The organism is Paraburkholderia bannensis (assembly GCF_014200455.1).
GTDB lineage: Bacteria > Pseudomonadota > Gammaproteobacteria > Burkholderiales > Burkholderiaceae > Paraburkholderia > Paraburkholderia bannensis_A.
Map to the genome: position 1 here is coordinate 147,164 of NZ_JACHBW010000016.1, position 24,832 is coordinate 171,995.

The following is a 24,832-nucleotide window of genomic DNA, read 5'->3' on the forward strand; positions in this document are numbered from 1 at the left end:
GCCATGTCTACGACTACCTTCTCTCGCCTCAAAGTGATTCGGACTGCCGTGCTTGTTGCCGTGACGGGCGTGGCGGCATGGGCCTGCACGACATTGGTTGCCGGTTCGAATACGGAAGCCACCAACGACGCCTATGTGACCGCCGATTTCACGCTGGTTGCGCCGCGCGTTGCCGGGCAGATCGCCGAAGTGCTGGTGGCCGACAATCAATCGGTGAGCGCGGGCCAACTGCTCGTGCGCATCGACGATCGCGACTATCGCGCCGCCCTCAGAAGCGCGCAAGCCGATGTCGCGGCCGCGCAGGCGTCGGTGGCCAATTTCGATGCGGAGATCGCGCGCCAGCCTGCGCTGGTCGAACAGGCGCGCGCGACCTTGCGCGCCGACGAGGCCTCGATCGGCTTCGCACGCGCCAACGCCGCGCGTTATCAAAACCTGTCCGACGCCGGTGCGGGCACCGCGCAGGAGCAGCAAAGCGCCTCCAGCACGCTGGCGGCGCAACTCGCCCAGCAGTCGCACGATGAGGCCGTGTTGTCGGCCACCGGGCAGAATCTCGACGTTCTCCACGCCCAGCGCGACAAGGCGGCGGGCGCACTGGAGCGTGCCAAAGCCGCGCTCGATCAGGCGCAGCTCAATCTGTCCTATACGGAGATTCGCGCGCCGGTGGACGGGAAGATCGGCCGGCGCTCCGCCCGGGTGGGCGCGTTCGTCACGCCCGGCGCGCCGGTGCTTGCGATCGTGCCGCTGGCGGATGCCTATGTGGTCGCCAACTTCCAGGAAAACCAGATCACGAAAATGCGGCCCGGTGAAAGCGTGCGCGTGAAAGTGGACAGCCTTCCAGGCGTGGTGATTCACGGCCATATCGATAGCCTCGCGCCCGCAACCGGCCTGAGCTTCGCGCCCATCGCGCCGGACAACGCCACCGGCAACTTCACCAAGGTCGTGCAGCGCGTGCCGGTGAAGATCACCATCGATCCGGACCAGGCTGCCGTATCTGCGTTGAGCGTGGGCTTGTCTGTCGAAGCAGAAGTGGCGCTGGGCCGCGGCGCGGATCAGCCCGAAACAGGAGAAGCAAAATGAAGGCGAACGATCCCTCCATCCGGGCCATCATCCTGACGATCCTGGCGTGTCTTGTCATGGCGGGTTGCACGGTCGGCCCGAATTTTGAACGGCCGCAGTCGCCTACGCCCGAAGTCTTCGATCGCACACAAGCGGCACAGGCGGCGAGCAAACCCGTTCAGGCGCCGCTCGCCCCGGACTGGTGGAGCTTGTTCAACGACCCGGTGCTGAACGGTCTGGAGCAGCAGCTTGCGGATGCCAATCTCGACGTGGCGGCTGCATCGGCACGCTTGCTGCAAAGCCGCGCGCAACGCCGCGTGGTGGGCGCGGCGCAGATGCCCACACTCGACGCCGCCGCTTCGTACAACCGCGAGCGCGGCAGCGAAAACGGCGTGCTCTCGCTGCTGGGCGTGACGCCAACGCAGACGCAGCCGCAATCGGCGTCGGGCAGCGCGCCACTGGGCGTCGCCGGGATGCCTGGCTCCAAGGGCTCGCCCGCGTATAACCTCTATCAGGCCGGCTTCGACGCGTCATGGGAGCTCGATATCTGGGGCCGCGTGCGGCGCAGCGTGGAAGCAGCGACCGCGATGTCCGACGCCTCCTGGGAAGATCGCAACGCGGTGCTGTTGAGCGCGCGCGCGGAGCTGGCTCGCGACTATATCGAGCTGCGCGATACCCAGGCACTGCTGACGATCGCGCATGAAAACCTCGACATCGCGAATAACGCATTGAAGCTCACGCAGGTTCGCGCGCACGAGGGCGTGACGACGGATCTCGATGTCGCGAACGCCTCGGCGCAGGTGGAAAATATCGAAAGCCTGATTCCGATGCTCGAATCGCATTGCGAAACTTCGATCAACGCCATTGGCGTGTTGCTGGGCGAAGAGCCGGGTGCATTGCGTCAGATGCTTGCAGCGCCGCGTGATGTGCCTGCACTGCCCGCGCAGATTCCCATCGGCTTCCCCTCGGAACTGGTGCAGCGCCGCCCCGATATTCGTCGGGCCGAAGCGCAATTGCATGCCGCCACCGCTTCGATTGGCGTGGCGAAGGCAGACTTTTATCCGCGTATCTCGCTCAACGGCAGTGCTGGCTTTCAGAGCCTCCAGCTCTCCAGTCTCGCGAGCTGGGCGTCGGGGCAATTCGTGGTCGGGCCGTCGATCACCATGCCGATCTTCGAAGGCGGTCGCCTCAAAGGCACGTTGCAGTTACGCGAAGCGCAGCAGCAGGAAGCGGCAATCGTGTATAAGCAGACGGTCTTGCAGGCATGGCGCGAAGTGGACGACGCACTGGTGATGTACGACGCCGAGCAACGCCGCCGCGACCGGCTTACCGAAGCCGTGGCCATGAACGAGCGTGCGCTGGCGATCGCGCAGCAGCGTTACAAGGCCGGTGCGCTCGATTACCTCGACGTGCTCAATGTGCAGAAACAGTTGCTCGATGCGCAAAGCAATCTGGAGCACAGCCGCATGGCTGCGGCGACCAATCTCGTTACGCTGTGCAAAGCCCTGGGCGGCGGATGGGAATCGACTTACGGCGGACAATATGCGGCACATTGATGCGCGCGCGGTTGCGTCGTGCCGTCACGAAACGATCTGCACCCAGCGGCTGCGCCAGGCGGGGGCCGCGAAGGGTTCGGAGAAATACTGGGTTTCGTGCACGACCTTGCCGTGACGAAATTCCATGATGCTGACCGTGAATGCAACACGGTCGTCATAGTGAATGGTGTATTCGGTGATCCACAGGTTGCCGCTGCCCTGCATGCGCCGCACGTCGAAGCCCGATGGCCGGGCCGGATGTGCGCCGCGCAGCGCCTGCAGATTCGCGCGGCCGAGAATGCGTTCGCCGGATTGAGGGTAGTCGCAGATGGCGTCGTCGGCATAGATGCGGTGTTCCGCGTCCAGATCGCCGTCCGCCGATGCCTGCCAGTGCGCATCCAGGGCTTCGCGTATGGCCTGATCGTGCATGGCAGGTCTCCGTGTGTAGGCGCTTGCGCGTAGGTGAATTCACATTTGGCCCCTGAAATACAGGGCTAACGCGCGCTGTCTTTGCAGTGTAGCAAACGTCGCGACGAGGCGGATTCGATGCGCCGGACGTTGCGATCCAGGAGTGATCGACATGAAACAACGCTATGTCAAAACCGTCACATCGGGGGCGCAATGAGCACGCTCGATACGTCTTCCGCCGATACCGCAGTGCCCGGTTATGCCGAGCGCAATGCGCCGTACTGGCGTCGCAATCTGGTCGTCTGTGTGTTCGGCTCGTTCACGACGCTGGTGAGCCTGAGCATGCTGCTGCCGTTTTTACCGCTGTACGTGCGCCAGCTGGGCGTGAGTTCGCAGGCGGCGGTGATCCAGTGGTCGGGGATCGCTTTCAGCGCCACGTTTCTGGGCACGGCGGCGACCGCGCCGATATGGGGGCGACTGGCCGACCGCTTTGGCCGCAAGCCCATGCTCGTGCGCGCGGCCATCGGCATGGCGATCGTGATGTCGTTGATCGGCGTCGCGCACAACGTCTACGAACTGGTGGCGCTGCGGCTCGTCGCGGGGCTGGTGGGCGGCTATGCGTCGGCATCGACGGTGATGGTCGGCACCCAGGCGCCGCGCGAGCGCGCAGGCTGGGCGCTCGGCATTCTGTCGACGGGCGCGCTTGCGGGCAATCTGGTCGGGCCGCTGGTAGGGGGCTTTTTGCCGGGCTGGATCGGCATACGCGGCACATTCTTCGCAGGCGGCGCGATGATCGCGGTGGCGGCGCTCGCCACCATCTTCGTGGTGAAGGAAGACTTCAACGCGCAGCGCGATGCGAAGCGCCACGTGCACCGGGCGTCGGCTTCGTCGTCTGCGGTGAGGCGCGCCAATGCGGGCGTCGTCGCGGCGCTGCTCGTCACCGCGATGATGGTGCTGCTTGCCAATATGTCGATCGAGCCGATCATCACGGTTTATATCTCCAGCCTGCATGTCGACGCCGCGCATCTGGCGCGCGTGGCCGGCGCAGTCATGGCGTGCTCGGCCCTTGGCAGCATGTTGACGGCGGCGCGGCTTGGCTCGCTGGCTGATCGCATCGGTAGTTGGCGCGTCATCATCGGCTGTCTGCTGCTCACGGGCCTGGCGATGATTCCGCAGGCCTTCGTCACGCACTGGTGGCAGCTTGGGGGCTTGCGCGTGGTGATGGGCATGACGCTCGCGGGCCTGTTGCCCTCGATCGGCAAACTCGCGCGCCATTCCGTGGACGAATCGTCAACGGGACGCTTGCTGGGTTGGTTGCAGTCGGCGCAATTCAGCGGGCAAGTGATCGGACCGTTGATTGGCGGTTTGATAGGCGTGCATCTGGGGCTGCATGCCGTGTTCTTTGCGACCGGCGCGTTGCTGGTGGCCTGCGCGGGGCTCGCGCAATGGGCGCGCAAGCAGGAGCATTGACGCGAGGGCCCATAAAAACAGACATAAAAAAGGCTCTGCCGTTTCCGGTAGAGCCTTTTTTATCGCGCATCTCGCCCACATGGCCGTCGGGTGCACGCACCAATACGTGCCACACGATTTCCATTGCAGTGGAATTGAAATCCATTATACTGGATTTATGAATGTCGAAGCCCTCCTTGCCAAACGCGTGCGCGACCTGCGCAAGGCGCACGGCCATACCCTTGACGATCTGGCCGAAGCCAGCGGCGTGAGCCGCTCGACCATCTCGCTGATCGAACGCCAGGAGATCAGCCCCACGGCGGTGGTGCTGAACAAGCTGGCGCACGCGCTGGGCGTGTCGATGGCCACGCTATTCGCCGAGGAAGCGGCCAGCGACGCCCAGCAGCCGCTCGCCCGCCGCGCGGAGCAGCAGACGTGGCGGGATCCCGCCACCGGCTATCTGCGCCGCCATGTTTCGCCGGTGGGCTTTGTTTCGCCGCTCGAACTGGTCGAAGTGAGCTTTCCGCCTGGCGAGAGCGTCACCTTCGATGGCGTGACGCGCCTTGCCGTGACGCATCAGCAGGTCTGGGTGCTCGAAGGCGAGATGGCGATCAGCGTTGGCGAAAAGGTATGGCATCTGAAAGCCGGGGACTGCCTGGCGATGGTGCTGGACCAGCAGATTGTTTTTCGCAACCCGGGGCGCAAGCCCGCGCGCTACGCCCTTGCGTTGACGACCGTATCCACGACCCAAAGGACAACGAAATGAGCGATCCCATCATCGTGCAATGCACTCACGAGCGTCATGCCGATGCGATCCTGGAGATCTTCAACGACGCCATCGTCAATTCGACAGCGCTGTACGACTACAAGCCGCGCGACGCGCAGAAGATGGTGGCCTGGTTCGAAGCCAAGCGCACGGGCAATTTTCCGGTGATCGGTGTGGAAGACGAAAACGGCACCTTGCTGGCCTTTGGCAGCTACGGCACCTTTCGCGCGTTTCCCGCGTTCAAATACACGATGGAACATTCCGTGTATGTGCACCAGGATCATCGCGGCCGGGGGCTTGGCCGCCTTGTCATGGACGCGGTCATCGCCGCCGCGCGCGAGCACGATGTGCATGCCTTGATGGGCGCCATCGACGCGACCAATGCGGGCAGTATTGCCTTGCATGAGCGGCTGGGATTCCGGCACGTTGGCACCTTGCCGGAAGTGGGCTTCAAATTCGGCCGCTGGCTCGATCTGGCGTTTTATCAATTGCTACTGGATACGCCTGCCAATCCTGTCGACGGCTGATTATCGGTATCGTCGGCGTATCTTTTCAGTCGGCGATCTCACGCCGCAATCCGGCAAACATGCGCGGCTCCCATTCGCGCGTGCCGATCAGCAAACCGGTACCGCGCCGATGCGTGAGCGGCGCGGATGCCGATTCATCGTGCAAGGCTGCGAACTTGCTGCGCAGCCGCCGCAATTCCAGCGCGAGTTCCGCGCGCGCCGCTTCGGTCAGCATGCCCTGGGTGAATTCGAGCGATTCACCCGCGCCCGCGAAACTATCGTCGAGAAAATCACCGAGCCCGCGCGCCTTGAAATACTGCCGGATCGGGCCGCCCGGAATCCAGTCGAAATCGCGCGCCACCAGCAGGCGGATGCGATCGCCGGGCAGCAGCGCAATCAATCCCATGCGATCGAGCGAGAGCAACAGCTTGAGACATTCCGCACGCGTGAACCGGTAGATCGCGACGATATCGTCGAGCGTCCAGTGATTGAGCGCACAGACCGTCACCAGCAGCAGCCGCTCGTTCGAGACGAGCTGTGCCTCCTGCGCCTGAGTGAGGATGCGCAGTTGCGGCACCGTCGCCGCGGCTTCCTGCACCAGCTCGGCAACGGTAAAACCCAGCAGCCCGCACATCTCTTCCAGCCGGTCCAGCGTAAAGCGCCCCTTGGAAAACAGCCTTTTCACGCTGGGCTCGGAAACGCGTAGCGCCTGTGCGACGTCACGGTAGGTCATCCGCCTCGCGCGCAGTTGCCGCTTCAGCGTTTCGATCAGTTGGGCGGTTTGGCTCATCGGAAAGTATTGAAAAATGATACTTCAGGTGGCAGAGACGGCCACTCTAGCATGATTTTTCATCGGATTTGATCCTCGTCAGCATACTGGCTTCGTCTTCTGGCCGCACGCGCGATGTCGCTGGCAAGCTGCACCGCGCGCCCTCCGACCGCTGATTCCGCACACTCCCTGCGCACACTCACGAGCCACTCATGACCTCTACTGCAAGCCGCGAACGCCGTGATGAACCCTCGCAGTTCGCCCTGTTGCGCGAGCGCCGATTCGCGCCGTTGTTCTGGACGCAATTCCTCGGCGCGCTCAACGACAACGCCTTCAAGATCGGCTTCACATCGCTCGTGACCTACGAGACGTCAAGCTTCGCAGGCGTCGATGCGAAAACGGCCGCATTTGTGATTCCCGCGCTGTTCGTGCTGCCCTTCGTGCTGTTCTCGGCTACTGCCGGACAGCTTGCCGACCGCTTCGACAAGGCCGCGCTCACCCGCTTCGTGAAGAGCTTCGAGATCGTTGCGATGTTGATCGGCGGCGCAGGATTCTTGTTGCATGGCGCGGCGCTGCTGTATCTCTGCACGTTTCTGATGGGCGTGCATTCGACGCTGTTCGGCCCGGTCAAATATGCGTATCTGCCGCAACATCTCGCGGATGCCGAACTCGTAGGCGGCAACGGCCTCGTCGAAATGGGCACCTTCGTGGCGATTCTGGTGGGCACCGTGGCGGGTGGCGCGGCCGCTGCTGCGGGCGCTCAGGGTGCGATGCTGCTGGCGGCGCTGTGCGTGACGCTGGCCATCGTGGGGCGGATCGTGTCGGCGCGTGTGCCGGCTTCGCCCGCGCCGCAGCCCGATCTGCGCATCAACTGGAACCCCATCGGCGAGACATGGCGCAATCTGCGGATCGCCCGTGAGGATCGCACGGTGTTTCTTGGCCTGCTCGGTATTTCGTGGCTCTGGTTCGTGGGCGCGACGTTTCTCTCGTCTTTCTTCGGCTTCGCGAAGGATGTGCTCAATGCGAATCCCGATGTCGTGACCGTGCTGCTGGCGACGTTTTCCGCCGGCATTGGCATGGGTTCGCTGCTGTGCGAGCGTCTCTCGCGCGGACGCATCGAAATCGGCCTCGTGCCGCCTGGCTCTATCGGCATGAGCGTGTTCGCGATCGATCTGTTCTTCGCGAGCCATGCGTTGCCGGCGCACGCCCATCTGCAAACGGTGAGCGAATTCATTGGCGCCCCCGCTCACTGGCGGGTGCTGGCCGATCTGTTTCTGCTTGCGATGTTTGGCGGCTTTTATAGCGTGCCGCTTTATGCGCTGATTCAAAGCCGCAGCAAGCCGACGCATCGTGCCCGCATCATCGCCGCGAACAATATTCTCAATGCGTTGTTCATGATTGCTTCTGCGCTGATGGGCGTGGCGCTCGGCGCAGCGGGCGTGGGAATTCCGGGCCTTTTCCTGATTACCGGGCTGTTGAATATCGCGATTGCCGTGTACATTTACTCGCTCGTGCCCGAATTCATGTTGCGTTTTATTGCCTGGGTGCTGGTGCGTACGTTTTATCGCATTCGTCTTGTCGATACGCAACGCATTCCGCATGAAGGCGCAGCGGTGCTTGTCTGCAATCACGTCAGCTTTGTCGATGCCATCGTAATCATGGCCGAAAGCCCGCGTCCGATCCGCTTCGTGATGGATTACCGCATTTTCAGTTCACGGCTGGCCGGCTGGTTGTTCCGTCATGTGAAAGCGATTCCGATTGCCCCCGCGCACGAAAATGCCGAACTCCTCGATCAGGCTTATGCGTGTTGCGCCCAGGCGCTGACCGAAGGCGAACTGGTTTGCATCTTTCCGGAAGGCAAGCTCACGCGTAACGGTGAAATGAACACCTTCCGTCATGGCGTCACGGAAATCCTGCGCCGCACGCCTGCGCCGGTCGTGCCGATGGCGCTGCAAGGGCTATGGGGCAGCGTGTTCTCACGCGATGAGCGCGCCCGCATGCCGCGTCCGCTGCGTCTTGGTGCGATGAGCCGTCTCACGCTGGCCGTGGGCGAGCCGCTTGCCCCTGCCGACGCGTCGCCGCAACGGTTGCAGGAAATCGTCCAGAGCTTGCGCGGTGCGCAGCCTTGAAACTCCGCCAGATACGCGATCCGAATACTTTTCTCGTTGCCTCGAATCACACCATGAACAAACCCTGGCTCCATTCCTACCCGTCGGGCGTGCCTGCCGAGATCGACATGTCGCGCTATGGCTCCATCACGGCGCTTTTCGAGGAGAGCTTCCGGCATTTTGGCGCGCGGCCCGCATTCGCGTGCATGGGCAAATCGATCAGCTATGTGGAACTCAATACGCTTTCGCGCCGGCTGGCGGCGTGGTTGCAGTCGAAGGGCCTCGAACGTGGCGCGCGCGTGGCGATCATGATGCCCAACGTGCTGCAATATCCGCTCGCGCTGGCTGCGATCCTGCGCGCGGGTTATGTGGTGGTGAACGTGAATCCGCTCTATACGCCGCGCGAACTAGAACATCAACTCAAGGACAGCGGCGCCGAAGCCATCGTGCTGCTGGAGAACTTCGCCACCACGCTGCAAGCGGTGGTGCAACACACGTCTGTCAAACATGTTGTGGTCGCAACCATGGGCGATCTGCTTGGCGTGAAAGGCTGGCTGGTGAACTTCATGGTGCGGCGAGTCAGGAAGATGGTGCCCGCCTGGAATTTGCCCGGTTACACGAGTTTCAACGCCGCAATCGCGCAGGGCGCGCGCCTGCCGTTCAAGCGCGTGGAGCAGGGCCTCGACGATATCGCCTTCCTCCAGTACACGGGCGGCACTACGGGCGTATCGAAGGGCGCGACGTTGCTGCATCGCAATCTCATCGCCAATCTGCTGCAGACCCAGGCGTGGCTCGAACCGGCACGCGCGAAACGTCCTGACGTCACGCAGAATGTGACGGTCGCCGCGTTGCCGCTGTATCACGTGTTTGCATTGACGGTGTGCGGATTGCTGAGCATCCATACGGGCGGCCTTTCTGTGTTGATTCCCAATCCGCGCGATATGGCGGGCATGATCGAAACGCTGCGCGCATATCGCATCACCGTGTTCCCCGCGGTGAATACGCTCTATAACGCGATGCTCGATCATGCCGACTTCGACAAGCTCGACTTCTCGCAGCTTTTCGCCGTGGTGGGCGGCGGCATGGCCGTGCAGGAAGCGGTGGCCAGACGCTGGTTCGAAAAGACCGGCGTGCCCGTGGTGGAGGGCTATGGCTTGACCGAGACCTCGGCGTGCGTGACCTGCAATTCGCCGGTTTCCGTGACCTGGAGCGGCACGATCGGCTTGCCGTTGCCCTCTGTCGAAGTCTCGATTCGTGATGACGATAACAAAGTGCTGGGCGTGGGTGTAGCGGGCGAGCTATGTATTCGCGGGCCGCAGGTGATGGCCGGTTACTGGCAACGCCCCGACGAAACCGCGAAGGTGATGACTTCCGATGGTTTCTTCAAATCGGGCGATATTGCGGTCATGGACGAAAGCGGTCAGGTGAAAATCGTGGACCGCAAAAAGGACATGATTCTGGTGTCGGGCTTCAACGTCTACCCCAATGAAATCGAGGATGTGGTGGCGCAGCATCCCGGCGTGTTCGAAGTGGCCGCTGTGGGCGTGCCGGATCGTCACTCGGGCGAGGCCGTGAAAATCTTCGTGGTGCGTAGAGATCCGGCCATCACCGACGCCGATATTTTCAACTGGTGCAAGGAGCGTTTGACGGGTTATAAGCGGCCCAGGCTGGTCGAATTCCGCGATGCGCTGCCGAAGAGCAATATCGGCAAGATTCTGCGTCGCGAACTGCGCGACGGTCGCGCGTGAGCGTCCGATATCCGGGCGGCTGCGCGAATCGTCACGCCCGCTGACGATTCGCGCCAGTTGCAAAGATCAATAACGCGAAAGCTGGCTGCCGTTGATCTGCACGCGGTCGCCCGGATGCAGGTCGCCTGGCGTCGGCACGTCGAAGGCGCGCGTCGAGCCGTCGCTCAACTGCACGTCGATGCGATAACCTGCCGGACCGCTCATTTGCTGACCGATCTGGTTGCCTGCATAGGCGCCGCCCAGCGCGCCAATCACGGTCGCGGCATCGCGGCCATGACCACGGCCGATCTGGTTGCCGAGCACCCCACCCACCAGCGCGCCCACGACGGTGCCACCGACACCGCCGGCGCTCGTGGCGCTGCTGACCGGGTGAATCGCCGAAATCGTGCCGTATTGCGCAGCGTATTGATTGTTGTACTGCGGATTGTTGTATTGGCCGCTGTATTGCCCGCTATTCTGCGAATCATAAGGCTGCGCAGGCGGCGGTGCGTAGGCCGGTTGTTGCACGGTGGCCGGTTGTGCATACGCGGGCTGCGCATATTGGCCTTGATAGCCCTGTTGCGAACCATACGACGAATAGCCCGGTCCGTAGCCCGGCGCGACACAGGCGGACAGCGAAACGGCGGTAGCGGCGACGAGCGCGGCGCTCAGGGCAGAGCGGGTAGAGAGCATGGGCATCACGATGTTGTCTGCGGCGCAGCGCGCGATTTGCGCGGCGTGCCGTCGTTGGGTAACGGATGCGGCGGAGTATAAGGAATGCTTGTCCAGCCGTCCGCTACCTGCGGGTAACAACGTGTAAAGTCTGTTGCCGATGGCGCGCTGCGCCGCGATTGCGCTTTAGAACCGCGTCATCAATCCCACCGACACGCCCGTGGTCGACGCGGTGCCCGAGCGTATGCCGAGCGCCGAAATATTCAGCGCATCATTGCGATACGCGCCCGATAATCCGTTGAAATCGGCCTCGGCGTAAATCTCGGAGCGCTTGGAAAGGAAATACTCCGCGACGGCGTAAGTGGTGAGTTTGTGGCCGTTGCCATTTTTCGCGTTCGCCAGATGGCTTGCGCGGTCGTAGTAGACCGCTGCGGTCAACTGGATCGCCGACGTGGGCAAGACGACGATCCCTGCACCCGGCATCTGGTCGTGCCGCTCCGGCGCGCCTGCCGCAGCGGCGCTCACATGCAGATCAGCGTAGCTGAGGAAGAGGCGCGCGGGGCCCATTACGAGCGAGGCGCCGCCCTGGAAGGTCTCGGCCCACTGCGTGGCGCTGGCGTTCCATTGCTTCTGATAGCCGAAGCCTGCCAGGCCCCCGCTCCATTGATACAGCGCCATTCCCGAAAGGTTGCTGCCGGCGCGCGTGTTGCCGGCCACGCCTCCGGGCGAATAACTCGCACCATAGCGCAATCCACCCACGCGCCCCAGGTAGCTGATGGTGTTGTTGAAGCGCGTGTCGTAGGTGAAGAAGTTGAAGTAGTAGAGCGCGTTGGGCGAAACCGCGAGCGACTGGCCCTGACCATTGAGCGGATCGATGAGAATCGAAAAATACTCATGCGCGCTTACCTGACGTCCAAACGTCAGACGCCCATAGTCGCCGTTGAATCCCACATAGGCTGCCTGCGAAAACAGTACGCCAGAATTCTTGAGTGCGCCGGTGCCGCTATTGAACGCGTTCTCCAGCTTGAAAATCGCCCTGACGCCGCCGCCCAGATCTTCCTCGCCGGAAAGGCCAAAGCGGTTGCCCGCCAGAATATTGTTATTGAAGGCCACGGCGCTGCCGCCCTTGAGGCCATTGGTCCAGCGCACGCCGCCGCCAAGATAGCCATACAGCGTTACGCTCGATTGCGCGTGGACGCACGCCGGAAGGAACGCGCCGACGAGAACGCTCAGTAGAAGCTTTTTCATCTGTCTCCTCGATGCTATTTTGATTGGTATGGATAACGAATGAATCGCCATCTACGATCAAGGCTCGACGACGTTGAAGCGTCCATCCGGCTTCTCCAGCGTTTTCAGGAACGCGCCGAACAGCGCCTTCGCGCCATCGAGCGCAATATCGCCTTCGGCGACGGCCGCAGCGAATTGCGTTTCACCCAGCAGGATGCGATCGAGTGTTGCGCGTGTCATCGCGATGCCCAGATCGTGGCTGTCGCGATGGGGCGTCGAGGACCACGTCAGTGCGCCGTGCTTGAGCGTCAGCGCGTAGCGTGCATCGCGATCGGTGAAATGCCAGCTCATGCGCATGTCGAGGTTTTGCGCCTTCAGACCATTCACCATCACGGCGAGATAGTCGAAGAAGGCGCCATCGCTGAGCGAGCGCACGAGATCGTGGCTGCGCATCACCTGGCCCGCCGCCGGGCCCGGTCCTTCGCGCAACTCGCGAGCGCCCAGCAGATAGGCGTTGCGCCAGGTCGCCGATTCGGCCTGAAAACCCATTTGTTCGAGCGCCGCCGCGCCCAGTTCGCGCGCCGCGCGCAGATCCGGTTGTGCGAACACCAGGCGATTCATGATCTCGGCGACCCAGCGGTATTCGCCGCGCTCGAAATCGCGGTGCGCGCGTTCGAGCATCGCCTGAGCGCCGCCCATGTACTCGACGTAGCGTGGCGCGGCCAGCGTGTCGGGCAGCGCGTGCAGGTGCGCGGGATTGCCGTCGTACCAGCTCAGATAGCGCTGATAGATCGCCTTCACGTTGTGCGAGATCGTGCCGTAATAGCCGCGCGTGTGCCATTGCGCGGCGAGCGCGTCGGGCAGCGCCAGCGATTCGGCGATTTCGGCCGCGGTCTGGCCGCGATTCATCAGGCGCAGTGTCTGGTCGTGCAGATATTTGTACAGGTCGCGTTGCTGTTCGAGGAAGCCCGTCAGGCGCGCCGTGCCCCAGGTGGGCCAATGATGCTGCGCGAACACGACATCGGCGTGGAGCGCGTAACGCTCGATCGCCTGATTCAGATAACGCGACCAGAGCTTCGCATTGCGCACCTGCGCGCCGCGCAGCGGGCAGAGATTGTGCAGCGTGCGGGTGCCGTTTTCCGCCACGTTCAGCGCGCGCAGCCGTGGAAAGAAGAAGTGCATTTCGGCGGGCGCTTCGCTATCCGGCGTCAACTGGAAAACAATTTCCACGCCGTCGATCGTATGTGTTTCGGTTTCCTCACGAATCAGCCGGGTTGGCTCGATCAGCGTGACCGCGCCGCCCGGCATGGTCTTGCCCAGGCCCGCGTCGATCTGGCAGCAGGCGCTGCGCGCCAGTGTCTGTCCAAACTGGAATTGCGAGCGCCGCTCCATGGCGGTGCCGGCCAGCACGTTCTCCGATACCGCTTCTTCCATAAAGCCTTCGGGTGCGATGATCGCGCACTGGCCCGCGCGCACGCTCGCTTCGTCGATGACGCCTTTCACACCGCCGAAATGATCCGTATGACTATGGCTGTAGATCACCGCCACCACCGGGCGGCGCGGCCGATGCGCGTAATAGAGTTCGAGCGCCGCTTTCGCGGTCTCGCGGCACGTGAGCGGATCGATGATGATGAGGCCGTGATCGCCTTCGATCAGCGTCATGTTCGAGAGGTCGAATCCGCGTACCTGATAGATGCGTTCGGTCACGACGAACAGGCCATGCAGCCGGTTCAGGCGCGCCTGACGCCATAACGCGGGATGGGCCGTAGGCGGCGCGCTCTCGTCGTCCAGGAAAGCGTAATCGGCCATGCTCCAGACGAGCCGACCGTAGTCGTCGCGGATTTCGGCATCGGGGATCGTGCCGATAAAGCCGCGCTGGGCTTCTTCGATATCGAGCGGGTCGTCGGCTGGAAGGACGTGTCGCGCAGCGATCTGGGCGTCGGCGGTGGCTTGCGTCGCGCGCTGGAAGGGGAGGGTGTCGTTCATGATTTCGGAGGATTTGCCGGACAGGGCGCGCGGTTCGCGTCGCGCCCGCCATCGTGTGGAAGTTGAATGCGCGGACTCAGTGCGTGGTGCGCGAGGCCACGAATTCCGGTTCCGCAAGCGCACTCAGCGCTGCGCGCGAGCGCTGTGGATCGAGCCAGCGTGCGCACAGCGCGCCGCAGCCGATCAACACGAAGCCGGCCAGTACACACGATTGTTCGAAGCCGATAGCGGTGTTGCCGTGCGCATGCTGGATCAGCACGCCGGTCAGTAGCGGGGCGCACAAACCCGCAAGCGAACCGATCGCATTGCTGAGCGCGAGAATCGCGCCGCGCTGCCCATCGGGGGCGACCTCACTGAGCATTGCCGGGCCGACCGAATACATCGCGAGCGTGAGGCCGCTGCCGAGCGTGAGCAGCAGCACTTTCTCGAAGGGGCCGAGCGCCGGCACGAAGACCACCATACGCATCAAACCCGCCACGCTCAGCGCCACGGCGATAAAGAGGCCGCGCGCGCGTCGCGATGGCAGGCCTGCGCAAAGCATCCGTTGCGAGAGCCAGGCGAGGCCAAGACCCATCGGCGTGGTGATGCCGACGAACAGCGCGAAGAGCCGCCCGGATGTGCTGGCGCTATAGCCTAAACCCGCCTGCAGATAGTGCGGCATCCAGGTGAGCGAGGTGGCAAGCACCCAGTTCGCCGCGAAATGGCCGCAGAAATTGCCGACGATGGTGCGATCCGCAAGCAGCACGCGCCAGCGCACGCGCTGGGTGGTCTGTACGTCTTGCACGCGTGCCCTGGCCGATGAGCCGCGCGACGAACCCAGCGGCCCTTCCGCACCGAAAGCCAGCCAGCAGGCGCACCACACGAAGCCCAGCACCGCGAGCAGCGCAAAGTTCGCGCGCCAGCCCCAGCGCGCCGTCACGAGCGGAATCGCCAGGCCCGCGACCAGTAGACCTAGCGCGCTGCCCTGATACAGCACGGCGGCGGGCAGGCCGCGCTTCTCGTCGGGGAACCACTTGTAGATCGCATGCAGCGCAACCGGCGAGGCCGGTCCTTCGCCCGCGCCCAGCAGCACGCGCAAAATGAGGATCACGCTCATCGAGCTTGCGAACAGCATCGGCAATTGCAGCAGCGACCACGACAACGCCATCAGCAACAGGATCAGGCGTGTGGCGATGCGATCGGCGAGCATGCCACCGACCACGGCGGAAATGGCGAACAGCCAATTGAGGCTGCCGCCAATCAGCCCGAACTGCGTGGGCGTGAGGCCAAGATCGCGCATCATCGGCACCGACACCATGCCAAACACGATCTTGTCGAGGAAATTCACCATCATCATCAGCGCGAGCATGATGGCGATCGACCACGCGCGCGCGGGCCGATAGTCACTACCGTTGGCGGACATGCCTGTCTCCGGATTTGTTATGAAGGCGCGTCGCAGGCGCGCCTTGTCTAAGCTTGCGCCACGTCTCGCGCGCTCACGCGGCAGCGGGTTCGAGAATCGCGCGCGCAATCGTATTGCGCTGGATCTCGCTCGTGCCCGTGAAAATACGGAACATGCGCAATTTGCGAAAGGCCTGCTCGACCGGATGATGGCGCGTGACGCCTACGTTACCGTGAATCTGCACGGCCTTGTCGGCCACTTCGAAACAGCGCTCGGAAACGAACACCTTGCAGGCCGCCGCCTTCATGCGCAGATCGCCGCCGGCGTCAGCGAGTGCGGCAGTCTGCGCGATCATGCTTTCGCATGCCCACAGCGTGGCGGCCATATCGGCGAGCATGTGCTGGATCGCCTGAAAGCGCGCGATGGGACCGCCAAACTGGCGGCGGCTGCGCGCGTAATCGAGCGAGGCCTGATAGACCGAAGTGGCCAGACCCAGCATCGTGGGGCAGTGCAATAGCCGGTTCACGTTGATACGCGACATGCCGAGTTTGAAGCCGTTGCCCGCGCCGCCAAACAGGTTCGCACGTGGTACACGCACGTTGTCGAAGCGGATATCCGCGTCGATATGCTGGCCCGACATCGGCACGTATTCCTGCTCGACCGTCACGCCCGGCTGATCGAGGTCGACCAGAACCGCACTGATGCCGGGGGGCGTGGTGGACGCGTCGGTCACGCACATCACGATGGCGAAGTCCGCGAACGGCGCGCCGCTGATGTAGTGCTTATGACCGTTCACGATCAGATCGTCGCCGTCTTGCACCGCGGTGGTGTGGATGCTTTGCGCATCCGAGCCCGAATGCGGTTCGGTCAGGGCGAAACAGGTCGATTTTTCGCCCTTGATGACCGGCATGAAATAGCGCTGCAACTGATCGGGCGTCGCGTACTTGAGCATATTGCCCACCCGCGGCGGGCCGCCCAGATCGCCGAGGACATGGATGGCGAGCGAACAGCCGCTGGCCGCGAGGTCGGCCTTGAGCGCGCACTGCTGCAACACCGAAAAGCCTTTGCCGCCGAGTTGCACGGGCAGGCAGGCCGAATAAAACCCCAGTTCCGCCGAGCGCTTCCAGACGCGGCGCAAAACGTCGCGCGGCCAGACGCTTTCGGAATCGAGGCCGAGTTCGCGCTCCATCGGCGCAAGCTCTTCGGCCACGAAACGGCGGATGCCTTCGCGGGTGGTGTCGAAGACCGGATCGGTCACGTAATCGAACATGATTCGCTATCCTGAGTGACGCAATGAGTGATGCAATGAGTGATGCAATAGGTGGTGCAACAGGTGGTGCAATGCGTGATTCAATGGGTGATCAAGCGAAGGTCAATTGACGCGGCGGTCCACGCCTTGCCAGTATTGTTCGCGTACGATTTTTCGCGCGATCTTGCCGCTGGCATTGCGCGGCAGTTCGCTCACGAAGCTGATCGAGCGCGGCAGCTTGTAATCGGCGAGCAGCGCGCGGCAGTGCGCCACGAGGTCGTCGGCGCTGGCGCGGCGGGAAGTATCCGCACGCTGCGGTTTGAGGACCACGGCGGCCTTGACGCCTTCGCCCCAACGCTCGTCGGGCACGCTGAATACGCACGCTTCCAGCACATCGGGATGCTGGTAAAGCACCGCTTCCACTTCGGTGGGATAGACGTTGAAGCCGCCGGAGATGATCATGTCCTTCTTGCGGTCGACCAGATAGAGATAGCCGTCTTCGTCGGTGCGCGCGAGGTCGCCGGTCAATAGCCAGCCATTCACCAGCACTTGCGCGCTGAGTTCCGGCGCGCCCCAGTAGCCCTTGAACACGTCTTCGCCGCGTATGGCGATTTCGCCCACTTCACCGGCGGCGCACGGCCGGCCGTTTTCATCGATCACACGCACCTCCGTCTCGCCCATCGGCCGCCCGCAGGAGGCGAGACGTTCGGGCCGTTGGGCAATCGCGTAGGCGTGATCGGCCACGGTGAGGCGGGTGACGCCGGAAGTCGATTCGCTTGCGCCATAGCCTTGCGAGAGGATCGGGCCGAAGCGCGCCCACGCTTGCTCGATGCGCGCGGGCGCCATCGGCGCCGCGCCATACGAAAGCGATTGAAGCGCGCTCAGATCGGCGCGCATCAGTGCGGGTTCGTTGAGCAGCATATTGATCATCGCCGGCACCATGAAGACGTGCGTGACCTTCAGGCGTTCCAGATCGGCGAGAAAAGCGGCGGGCTCGAAGCGGTCGAACAGCACCAGCGTGGCGCCGCCATAGAGAAAGGGCTGCATGAGCATGCCCGACGCGTGCGTGATCGGCCCCACCAGCGCGAGGCGGTCACCGGGACGCGGCTGCTTGTCCATGCCCATCAGCAGCTTGCGTAGCGAGGCCATGCGATTGCCGTAGCTCTGCATCGCGGCCTTGATCTTGCCCGTCGATCCCGAGGAAAAGTGCAGCACGGCGAGATCGTCGGCGTGGCTGACGATCTCGGTTGCATGCGATGCGGCCTGCGCGAGCAGCGCTTCGTAGTCGAGATAACCCTCGCCGCCGCCGATGGCGATAAAGGCTTCGACGCTCGCAAAGCCCGGGGTCGTGCGGGTATAGCCTGTGTAGCCGTGACCGGCGATCAGCACGCGTGGCGTGCAGTTTTCCGCCACGTCGCTGGCTTCCGCCGCAGTGAAGCGCGGATTGAGCGCGGCCTTCACAAGACCGGTTTTATAGAGCGCGCATTCGATCTCGACGAGTTCGGTGCAGTTGCGCGCCTGCACAGCTATGCGGTCGCCGCGTTGCAGGCCGAGTGCGAGCAGCGCATGGGCGAGCTGGTTCGAGCGCGCTTCGAGTTGTCGGTAGGTCAGCGTGCGGTCGCGATGAATCACCGCGGGCACGTCGCCCCAATAAGTCGCGGCGCGCCGCAGGAAATAGGGGAAGCTCATTCAGGTCTCCAATGAATGTCGGCCCAGTGTGTAATATGTCGGTCATCACCGCAATGAAGTGGTGGCTATAAACCCATAACCAAAGGGAATGCCATGGAGACACGTGATCTGGACTATCTGCTCGAAGTCCAACGTTGCGGCGGAATCGGCAAGGCAGCGGAGGCGCTGGGCATGAGCCAGCCAGCGCTAACCAAGGCGATCAAGCGGATCGAGAGCGAAGTGGGGCTGGCCCTCTTTCATCGCAGCCCGAACGGCGTGGTGCTGACGCCGGGCGGCATCGTGTTCGTGGAGCGTGCGCGGCGCATCGCGCTCGAATACGAGGACGCGCTCAAGGAATTGCGCGCGATCCAGACCGGCGAGCAAGGCATTCTGCGGGTGGGTTATTCGCCTACGGTGCCGGACTCCATCGTGCTGCGAGCATGCCGGCAGTTGATGAACGAGCGTCCCGCCGCGCGCCTGCGTTTGCGCCGGCGCCTCGCCAACGATCTGTTTGCGCTGATGAGCGCGGGCGAACTGGATATGGCCGTTGCGCCGGAACCGCCCGACGTGGGCCGCGAATTCGCCACGATGCCGCTCTTCAACGACCGCCTCTACGTGATGGCCGACGAATCGCATCCGTTGCAGCGCAAGGCCAGATTGAAACTGCGCGATCTGGTTGGCGAGGAATGGCTGCTGCCGGGCATGAATATTCCGCTGCGCCGCCAGGTCAACGACGCGTTTCGCCGCCAGGGACTGCCCGAACCCGCCTTGCGCGTGGAAACGGATTTCGCGGTGCCTGCGCTGCTGGAACTGCTGCGTGGCTCGCGCATGCTGTGTATCGCCGGAAATGCGTCGGCGAACGCGCAGCGCGGGCTGGTGCGTTTGAACGTCGATCCCGGCGAACTGGAACTGGGCCGCAGCGTAGGTGCGATCGTGCGGGCCGGCGGTTATGTGTCGCCGCTTGCGCAGCGGCTGGTGGAACTGTTGCAGCGTGCGAAGCCGACAGCGGCGACGGTGCCGCTGGAATAGAAGGATTCAGCGCGAGGCTGCGTGCACGCGATCCTGCGTGCGCTGCGTGCGCGGCGTGCGATTGAGGCGGCGAGGGCCCGGCACGCCTGAGCGACGGATTAGTTCGGGCGCGCGCTGTCGCCCGTTTTCACGATCTTGCCGCGCTGGAGCACGTAAGACACATGCTCGCCTTCGCCCGCAATCACGTTGATATCCGCGAGCGGGTTGCCGTCCAGCACGAGAATATCGGCGATGGCGCCCGCGGCTATCGTGCCCAATTGGCCCTTCATCTCGACGATTTCGGCGGCCACCGTGGTGGCCGAACGCAGCGCTTCGAGGTTGCCGAGCACTTCGGCGCGAATGCGAAATTCGCCGCACTGGAACGCATGCATCTCGCCCAGCAGATCCGAACCGAATCCCATCGGCACGCCGGCCTTCGCATAAAGCTCGAGCGATTCGCGTCCCGCCTGTTGCACGGCGGCCACTTTGGCGACCGAAGCGGGCGGCAGGCCGAATTGCGCGCCATGTCGGGCCAGCGCGTCGTAGGTGACGAGCGTGGGCACCACGAAGGCGCCGTGTTCGTGCATGACGCGCGCGGCTTGCTCATCGACGAGATTGCCGTGCTCGATCGTGCGCACGCCGCACCGTACCGCCCGCGCGATTGCGCGTCCGGTATAGGCGTGCGCCATCACATAGGTGTTGGCGGCCTGAGCCTCTTCGACGATGGCGCGGATCTCCGCTTCGGAGTACTGGGTATTGGCAATCGGATCGGTCGGCGAGGCGACGCCGCCCGAGGCCATGATCTTGATCTGCGTGGCGCCTTTCTGGATTTCCTCGCGCACCGCCAGACGCACGGCATCCACGCCGTCGACCACGCGCGCGATCGCGCCGGTGCGAAAGCAGCATGAGCAGGGCTCCAGCAGATCGCCGCGCGGGCGAAAATCGCCGTGGCCGCCGGTCTGCGAAAGCGCCTTGCCCGAGGGGAAGATGCGCGGTCCCGGCACCAGTCCGGTATCGACCGCCTGCATGAGCGCCCAGTCCGCGCCGCCCGCGTCGCGCACGCTCGTAAAGCCGCGCGAGAGCATGGCATCGAGAATCGGCAGCGCGCGGATTGCCGCGAGAATATTGGGTTGCCCGGCGTTGGCGCCCAGATTCGCGTTGGAGGCGAGCACGTGAACGTGACAGTCGATCAAACCCGGCATCACGGTTTTACCGCGCACGTCGACGATCTGCGCGTGCGCGAGATCGACGGGGCGATCGCTGACTTCGACGATCCGGTCGTCTTCGATCACGACATGGTGATGTTCGAGCAGCACGCCCCGGTCGAGGTCGAGTACGTTGCCGCCCTTGAGAACGGTGATTGACATGAAAAGGTCCTTGGCGATGGGGCTGGGAGCGCCGGGGTTTTGCCTGGTTTCAGGCGTCCTTGACGAAGCGCGTGCCGACGAGGCTGATGGCCGCAGCCACGATCACGTAGAGCGCGGGCGCCATATTGCTGCCGGTGCGGGCGATCAGCCAGGTGATGAGAAACGGTGCGAAGCCGCCGAAAATCGTCACCGCGAAGTTGTAGGCCACCGAGAGGCCGGTGGAGAGCACGCGGGTCGGGAACAGTTCGGCGAGTGCGGCCAGGATCGGCCCGGTATAGACCGCGATCAGCACGCCGAACACGGCCTGGAACACCAGCAATGCTGCAAGTCCCGGTGCGTGATTGATCCAGGCGAACATCGGCCACGCGAGTACGAGAATCGCGAGCGCTGCTCCGGAGAGGAACACGCGGCGGCCGAAGCGGTCCGCCAGTTTGCCTACCACGGGCGAGCAGCACAGGATCATCAGGCCGCCCATCATGCCCGCTGCGAAGCCGGTCGCTTGCGGCAGATGCAGTGTGCGCACCGAATACATCGGCATATAGAACAGCAGCACATAGGTGCACACCGTCCAGAGAATCACCATCGAAAAACTGGCAAAGGTCTCGCGCGGATATTGCGAAAGCACTTCCTTGAGCGGCGAATTCTCGCGCGCCTGGGCTTCGACGGCGCTGAAGGCCGGCGTCTCGTCCATCTGGCTGCGGATGAAATAGCCCACCGGGCCAACCAGAATGCCGATCAGGAAGGGAACGCGCCAACCCCAGCTATGCAGGGCCTCGGTGCTGAGAACGGTGGTGACGAAGGTGCCGGTGGCGGCGCCCAGCAGCACCGCGAAGCCGATGCTCGACTGGATCCAGCTCGAATACCAGGCGCGTTGTCCCGGCGGCGCGTATTCGGTGAGGAACGCCGTCGCGCCGCCCATTTCGCCGCCTGCCGAAAAGCCCTGCAGCAGGCGTGCGGCAACGATCAGGAGCGGCGCGGCGATGCCTGCCTGCTCATAGGTGGGCGCAAAGCCGATCAGCGCCGTGCCCAGCGCCATCAGCAGGATGGTGAGCGACAGGGCGGCCTTGCGGCCCGCCTTGTCCGCGTAGACGCCCAGCACGATGCCGCCGACGGGACGCATGCAAAAGCCCACGCCGAAGGTGGCCACGGCGAGCAGCACGGAAGTCAGTTCGCTGCCGGACGGGAAGAACAGCCTCGCGATGGTGACGGCAAAGAAGCTGTAGACGGTGAAATCGAACCATTCGAGCCCGTTGCCGAGCACGGTGGCGATAATGGCGCGGCGCCGCAGTTGCGCGGCGCTATTGACGGCGCGCGCGGCGCGCGGTGAAAGCGTTCCCTGCATGGCGTCCTCCTTGACTCGTGGACCGGAAGGCGGGAGGTATCCCGCATGACCCCGATGCTAAGGATGGCGCGTTTTTTTTCTGAAACGATAAATTCGCATGCCTGCATGCGTGGCGCGCATGCATCGTGCGCATGCGTCGTGCGAGGTTCGGAAAGCCCCTGGCTCAGACGCTGCGCTGCGCTTCGGCCTGTTCGAACAGCCAGCGCGTGAACAGGCGGGCGGCCTGGCTTTGCGCGCGATCGGCGGGCGAAATCACATAGTAGCCGCCTCCGTGGCTCGCGCTGCCCCGCGTGACGCGTGTGAGCAGCCCCTCGGCAAGGCAGGCGTCGATCATATGACGCCAGGCCAGCGCGATGCCCTGGCCGAGGATGGCCAGTTGCACGAGCTGCGGATAGTTGTTGACGGTGATGCCTTGCTGCGCCTTCGGCATGGCCACGCCGTTGAGCCCGAGCCATTCTGACCATGACATCCATTGGCGCTGGCCGTCTTCGAGCAATAGCAGCGTTTCGCCGGTGAGGTCTGCCGCGTCCAGATGGCGGCCCGCCAGATAGGCCGGCGAGCAGACCGGAAAGACTTCTTCGTCGAACAGACGCCGCGCGGTGTAGTCGGCGCTCGCCTGCTGCCGCACGTAATAGACGCCGACATCGAATTCCGCAGGCGACATCGCGGCGAGCCCGTCGCGCACGATCAGACGCAGTTTGATATCGGGAAACGCGGCGCGAAATTGCGGCAGACGCGGCGTGAGCCAGAGCACCGCCACACCCGACGAACACGCCACGGTCAATTCGAGCGCGGCGTGATGCTTCATGACGTCCGCGGTGGCTTCGGCGCATTGCGTGAGCAGACGCTGCACCTGCGCCGCGTAATGCTCGCCTGCGATGGTCAGGCGCAATGCGCGATGCTCGCGCACGAATAGCGAACGGCCGAGAAATTCCTCCAGCTGCTGGATCTGCCGGCTGACGGCGCTTTGCGTGAGATGCAGCTCGGCGGCGGCGCGTGTGAAGCTGGCATGGCGCACGGCAGCCTCGAAGGCGACCAGGCATTGAAGCGGCGGAAGAGGCGTGAGGCGCATGGTGACGGGCAGCAGGCGGATTGGACTGACGTCATGATGCAGCCGCAGTGCGCGATCGTCCATATTTTGCCGAGGGCGTTTTGATTGGCCTGGGCTCGCGAGGCGCTGCTCGCGTTCACCCTTCGGCCGCGTCCTGCCCGTTGCGCGCGGCGAGCAAACGCGGAATCTCGCTCTTGTCGTGCATGCCGAGCTTGCGATACGCGCAGCGCAGATAGTGGCGTACGGTGGTGGGCGAAATACCCATGCGTTGCGCCACTTCCTTGTGCGATAAGCCATCGCCGTAATGCTGGATCGCGACGAGTTCGCGCGGGCTCAGGCGGTCGAGTTCCGAACGCGTGCGCGCTTCCAGCTGGAACAGCCCCGCCGTCGGCACGCAATGGACGGTGATGTGCTCGCCGGTAAAAGGCTGCGCGCCGCCGCCGTGCAACCAGTCGATCAATGCTTGCGGCAAGGTCTGGTTTGCGTAGAGCGGCCAGTCCTGACGCAAGGTGGCTTCGAACGCCTTGTCGGCCTGATGGACCGTGCCGAACGCATCGCAGATCGCGCGTGCCGGCGAGGCGCTGGGCGTTGCGCCGCGCTCGCGCGTGAGCTGGAACGAACGGTTGATCGTCAGCGCCGCGGCCAGATGGACGATCACGTTCTCGACCTTGCGCGCGTCATCGGCGCCAAAGGGCTTGTCCAGCGCGCGCCGATACACCGAAAGAAAAGTCGTGAGTCCGAAGCGATGGTCGAGCGCCGTCACCACCATCAACTGCGCAAGCCCATGTTTGACGGCCCAGTTGCGAAAGCGCGGCGGCGCTTCGGGATCGACGATGGAGATCGACTTCGCGCGCCCATAAACGCCGCGCGTGCCGCTCGCGAGCGGATCGCAATCGCGCACCTTGATCCATTCCGTAAAAAACGAATCGGCCAGTCCCCACGTGAAGCTGTTGTGCATGACAGGGCCGTCGGGCGTGTGCGTGGTCACGCCGGTCCAACCCGCGTCGAAATCGATCAGCGCGCCCAGCAGGCGGAAAAAGCCGTTCTCGAATTCGCCGATGCCGGTCTGGTTGGCGAGCGCGTACAGATCGAGCAGCAGCACGCTCAGGTCGCGCCCGGCGCTGCCGTCACTGCGGAACGGGCCTTCAAAATCGTTGCTGCGCGCGGGCAGCGGGCTTTGCGAGTAGGCGTCGATGGCAATCGCGGCGGGCATGCCTGGCGCGTTGTGAAGGGGCACTTGCCGGTCTGCGTTGCGTCTCAAGCGCGCCTCCTCTGCGATGCTTTCGCGGTGTCTCTTGTTGCCTCTATCTTGCGTCTCTTGCAGCGATTCTTCCTCGATTCCCAATCGATTATACGTGCCGTCGAATTTCGGCGAACAGCGCGCTGGAGGGTGGCGTCGCCCCCTGCATTTGAACGGGGCGGCGCGCGAAGCGCTGTGTGCCGCACTCGCGGCAAACCCGCTACAAGCCCGTTTCAATAAGGTTTGCCGCGCGCATCAGGGTTTTCCGCAGCGTTCACTTGAACGTCTGTTCACGACTTTTCCCGCTACCGACACTG

Annotated in this window: 20 protein-coding genes; 8 read left to right on the plus strand and 12 right to left on the minus strand. The window is 63.7% G+C overall.

All coding sequences use genetic code 11. The features are described from left to right. The first annotated feature begins 3 nt into the window (after window positions 1-3). Window positions 4-1,077 carry an HlyD family secretion protein gene (locus tag F4827_RS25305; protein WP_183727923.1) on the plus strand — a complete coding sequence of 358 codons (1,074 nt, stop codon included), beginning with the start codon at window positions 4-6 and terminating at the stop codon, window positions 1,075-1,077. Next, on the plus strand, window positions 1,074-2,612 hold the full coding sequence (locus tag F4827_RS25310; protein WP_183727924.1) for an efflux transporter outer membrane subunit: 1,539 nt from the start codon (window positions 1,074-1,076) through the stop codon (window positions 2,610-2,612). The genes F4827_RS25305 and F4827_RS25310 overlap by 4 nt, the downstream gene beginning before the upstream one ends. Window positions 2,613-2,636: 24 nt before the next feature. Here the strand turns inward: F4827_RS25310 and F4827_RS25315 are convergent, their stop codons facing one another. Continuing rightward, window positions 2,637-3,020: a nuclear transport factor 2 family protein gene (locus F4827_RS25315; RefSeq protein WP_183727925.1), complete on the minus strand. Its 384-nt coding sequence runs from the start codon at window positions 3,018-3,020 to the stop codon at window positions 2,637-2,639. Between the two features lie 192 nt (window positions 3,021-3,212). Between F4827_RS25315 and F4827_RS25320 the strand changes: the two genes are divergently transcribed. The 3 genes from F4827_RS25320 to F4827_RS25330 all read left to right on the plus strand — a co-directional run bounded on the left by F4827_RS25320 (window position 3,213) and on the right by F4827_RS25330 (window position 5,741). After that, the gene (locus F4827_RS25320) at window positions 3,213-4,469 is read left to right on the plus strand and encodes an MFS transporter (protein ID WP_183727926.1); all 1,257 of its coding nucleotides are present in this window, start codon (window positions 3,213-3,215) and stop codon (window positions 4,467-4,469) included. A gap of 157 nt (window positions 4,470-4,626) precedes the next feature. Next, window positions 4,627-5,214, plus strand: coding sequence for a helix-turn-helix domain-containing protein (locus F4827_RS25325; RefSeq protein WP_183727928.1), 588 nt, complete (start codon window positions 4,627-4,629; stop codon window positions 5,212-5,214). Further along, entirely contained in the window at window positions 5,211-5,741 is a 531-nt protein-coding gene (locus tag F4827_RS25330) for a GNAT family N-acetyltransferase (protein WP_183727930.1), read from the plus strand. The genes F4827_RS25325 and F4827_RS25330 overlap by 4 nt, the downstream gene beginning before the upstream one ends. A gap of 25 nt (window positions 5,742-5,766) precedes the next feature. Here the strand turns inward: F4827_RS25330 and F4827_RS25335 are convergent, their stop codons facing one another. Next, window positions 5,767-6,510 carry a helix-turn-helix domain-containing protein gene (locus F4827_RS25335; protein ID WP_183727932.1) on the minus strand — a complete coding sequence of 248 codons (744 nt, stop codon included), beginning with the start codon at window positions 6,508-6,510 and terminating at the stop codon, window positions 5,767-5,769. A 191-nt stretch (window positions 6,511-6,701) separates the two neighbouring features. Between F4827_RS25335 and F4827_RS25340 the strand changes: the two genes are divergently transcribed. Together F4827_RS25340 and F4827_RS25345 are read left to right on the plus strand one after the other, a co-directional pair. Then, on the plus strand, window positions 6,702-8,618 hold the full coding sequence (locus F4827_RS25340) for an MFS transporter (RefSeq protein ID WP_183727934.1): 1,917 nt from the start codon (window positions 6,702-6,704) through the stop codon (window positions 8,616-8,618). Window positions 8,619-8,671: 53 nt separating this feature from the next. Continuing rightward, the gene (locus F4827_RS25345; protein ID WP_183727936.1) at window positions 8,672-10,345 is read left to right on the plus strand and encodes a long-chain-fatty-acid--CoA ligase; all 1,674 of its coding nucleotides are present in this window, start codon (window positions 8,672-8,674) and stop codon (window positions 10,343-10,345) included. A 66-nt stretch (window positions 10,346-10,411) separates the two neighbouring features. Here the strand turns inward: F4827_RS25345 and F4827_RS25350 are convergent, their stop codons facing one another. From F4827_RS25350 to F4827_RS25375, 6 genes are all read right to left on the minus strand, one after another. Next, on the minus strand, window positions 10,412-11,026 hold the full coding sequence (locus F4827_RS25350) for a glycine zipper 2TM domain-containing protein (protein ID WP_183727938.1): 615 nt from the start codon (window positions 11,024-11,026) through the stop codon (window positions 10,412-10,414). Between the two features lie 156 nt (window positions 11,027-11,182). Further along, window positions 11,183-12,244, minus strand: a complete 1,062-nt coding sequence (locus tag F4827_RS25355; RefSeq protein ID WP_183727940.1) for a porin — start codon at window positions 12,242-12,244, stop codon at window positions 11,183-11,185. 57 nt (window positions 12,245-12,301) lie between these two features. Then, window positions 12,302-14,209 carry an alkyl/aryl-sulfatase gene (locus F4827_RS25360; protein ID WP_183727942.1) on the minus strand — a complete coding sequence of 636 codons (1,908 nt, stop codon included), beginning with the start codon at window positions 14,207-14,209 and terminating at the stop codon, window positions 12,302-12,304. 76 nt (window positions 14,210-14,285) lie between these two features. Then, window positions 14,286-15,611 carry an MFS transporter gene (locus F4827_RS25365; protein ID WP_183727944.1) on the minus strand — a complete coding sequence of 442 codons (1,326 nt, stop codon included), beginning with the start codon at window positions 15,609-15,611 and terminating at the stop codon, window positions 14,286-14,288. Window positions 15,612-15,684: 73 nt separating this feature from the next. After that, window positions 15,685-16,860, minus strand: a complete 1,176-nt coding sequence (locus tag F4827_RS25370; protein ID WP_183727946.1) for an acyl-CoA dehydrogenase family protein — start codon at window positions 16,858-16,860, stop codon at window positions 15,685-15,687. Window positions 16,861-16,962: 102 nt separating this feature from the next. Then, window positions 16,963-18,528, minus strand: a complete 1,566-nt coding sequence (locus tag F4827_RS25375; protein ID WP_183727949.1) for an AMP-binding protein — start codon at window positions 18,526-18,528, stop codon at window positions 16,963-16,965. Window positions 18,529-18,621: 93 nt separating this feature from the next. On the opposite strand from F4827_RS25375, the gene F4827_RS25380 reads away from it, so the two are divergent. Then, entirely contained in the window at window positions 18,622-19,536 is a 915-nt protein-coding gene (locus F4827_RS25380; protein WP_183727950.1) for a LysR family transcriptional regulator, read from the plus strand. Window positions 19,537-19,634: 98 nt separating this feature from the next. On the opposite strand, the gene F4827_RS25385 is transcribed toward F4827_RS25380, so the two are convergent. The 4 genes from F4827_RS25385 to F4827_RS25400 form a co-directional block, all read right to left on the minus strand. Next, window positions 19,635-20,882: an amidohydrolase family protein gene (locus F4827_RS25385; protein ID WP_183727952.1), complete on the minus strand. Its 1,248-nt coding sequence runs from the start codon at window positions 20,880-20,882 to the stop codon at window positions 19,635-19,637. Window positions 20,883-20,931: 49 nt separating this feature from the next. Beyond that, window positions 20,932-22,224 carry an MFS transporter gene (locus F4827_RS25390; RefSeq protein WP_183727954.1) on the minus strand — a complete coding sequence of 431 codons (1,293 nt, stop codon included), beginning with the start codon at window positions 22,222-22,224 and terminating at the stop codon, window positions 20,932-20,934. Window positions 22,225-22,387: 163 nt separating this feature from the next. After that, a complete protein-coding gene (locus F4827_RS25395; protein WP_183728069.1) occupies window positions 22,388-23,296 on the minus strand; it encodes a LysR substrate-binding domain-containing protein in 909 nt (302 codons plus the stop codon). 115 nt (window positions 23,297-23,411) lie between these two features. Next, window positions 23,412-24,536, minus strand: a complete 1,125-nt coding sequence (locus F4827_RS25400) for a response regulator transcription factor (protein WP_409258852.1) — start codon at window positions 24,534-24,536, stop codon at window positions 23,412-23,414. Window positions 24,537-24,832: the final 296 nt, after the last annotated feature.

Bases quoted from the DNA above. Each gene is read 5' to 3' on its own strand.
- F4827_RS25305 (WP_183727923.1), top strand. From the start codon at position 4: ATGTCTACGACTACCTTCTCTCGCCTCAAAGTGATTCGGACTGCCGTG.
- F4827_RS25345 (WP_183727936.1), top strand. From the start codon at position 8,672: ATGAACAAACCCTGGCTCCATTCCTACCCGTCGGGCGTGCCTGCCGAG.
- F4827_RS25365 (WP_183727944.1), bottom strand. From the start codon at position 15,611: ATGTCCGCCAACGGTAGTGACTATCGGCCCGCGCGCGCGTGGTCGATC.
- F4827_RS25325 (WP_183727928.1), top strand. From the start codon at position 4,627: ATGAATGTCGAAGCCCTCCTTGCCAAACGCGTGCGCGACCTGCGCAAG.
- F4827_RS25315 (WP_183727925.1), bottom strand. From the start codon at position 3,020: ATGCACGATCAGGCCATACGCGAAGCCCTGGATGCGCACTGGCAGGCA.
- F4827_RS25360 (WP_183727942.1), bottom strand. From the start codon at position 14,209: ATGAACGACACCCTCCCCTTCCAGCGCGCGACGCAAGCCACCGCCGAC.
- F4827_RS25380 (WP_183727950.1), top strand. From the start codon at position 18,622: ATGGAGACACGTGATCTGGACTATCTGCTCGAAGTCCAACGTTGCGGC.
- F4827_RS25385 (WP_183727952.1), bottom strand. From the start codon at position 20,882: ATGTCAATCACCGTTCTCAAGGGCGGCAACGTACTCGACCTCGACCGG.
- F4827_RS25335 (WP_183727932.1), bottom strand. From the start codon at position 6,510: ATGAGCCAAACCGCCCAACTGATCGAAACGCTGAAGCGGCAACTGCGC.
- F4827_RS25390 (WP_183727954.1), bottom strand. From the start codon at position 22,224: ATGCAGGGAACGCTTTCACCGCGCGCCGCGCGCGCCGTCAATAGCGCC.
- F4827_RS25395 (WP_183728069.1), bottom strand. From the start codon at position 23,296: ATGCGCCTCACGCCTCTTCCGCCGCTTCAATGCCTGGTCGCCTTCGAG.
- F4827_RS25310 (WP_183727924.1), top strand. From the start codon at position 1,074: ATGAAGGCGAACGATCCCTCCATCCGGGCCATCATCCTGACGATCCTG.
- F4827_RS25355 (WP_183727940.1), bottom strand. From the start codon at position 12,244: ATGAAAAAGCTTCTACTGAGCGTTCTCGTCGGCGCGTTCCTTCCGGCG.
- F4827_RS25330 (WP_183727930.1), top strand. From the start codon at position 5,211: ATGAGCGATCCCATCATCGTGCAATGCACTCACGAGCGTCATGCCGAT.
- F4827_RS25375 (WP_183727949.1), bottom strand. From the start codon at position 18,528: ATGAGCTTCCCCTATTTCCTGCGGCGCGCCGCGACTTATTGGGGCGAC.
- F4827_RS25370 (WP_183727946.1), bottom strand. From the start codon at position 16,860: ATGTTCGATTACGTGACCGATCCGGTCTTCGACACCACCCGCGAAGGC.
- F4827_RS25320 (WP_183727926.1), top strand. From the start codon at position 3,213: ATGAGCACGCTCGATACGTCTTCCGCCGATACCGCAGTGCCCGGTTAT.
- F4827_RS25340 (WP_183727934.1), top strand. From the start codon at position 6,702: ATGACCTCTACTGCAAGCCGCGAACGCCGTGATGAACCCTCGCAGTTC.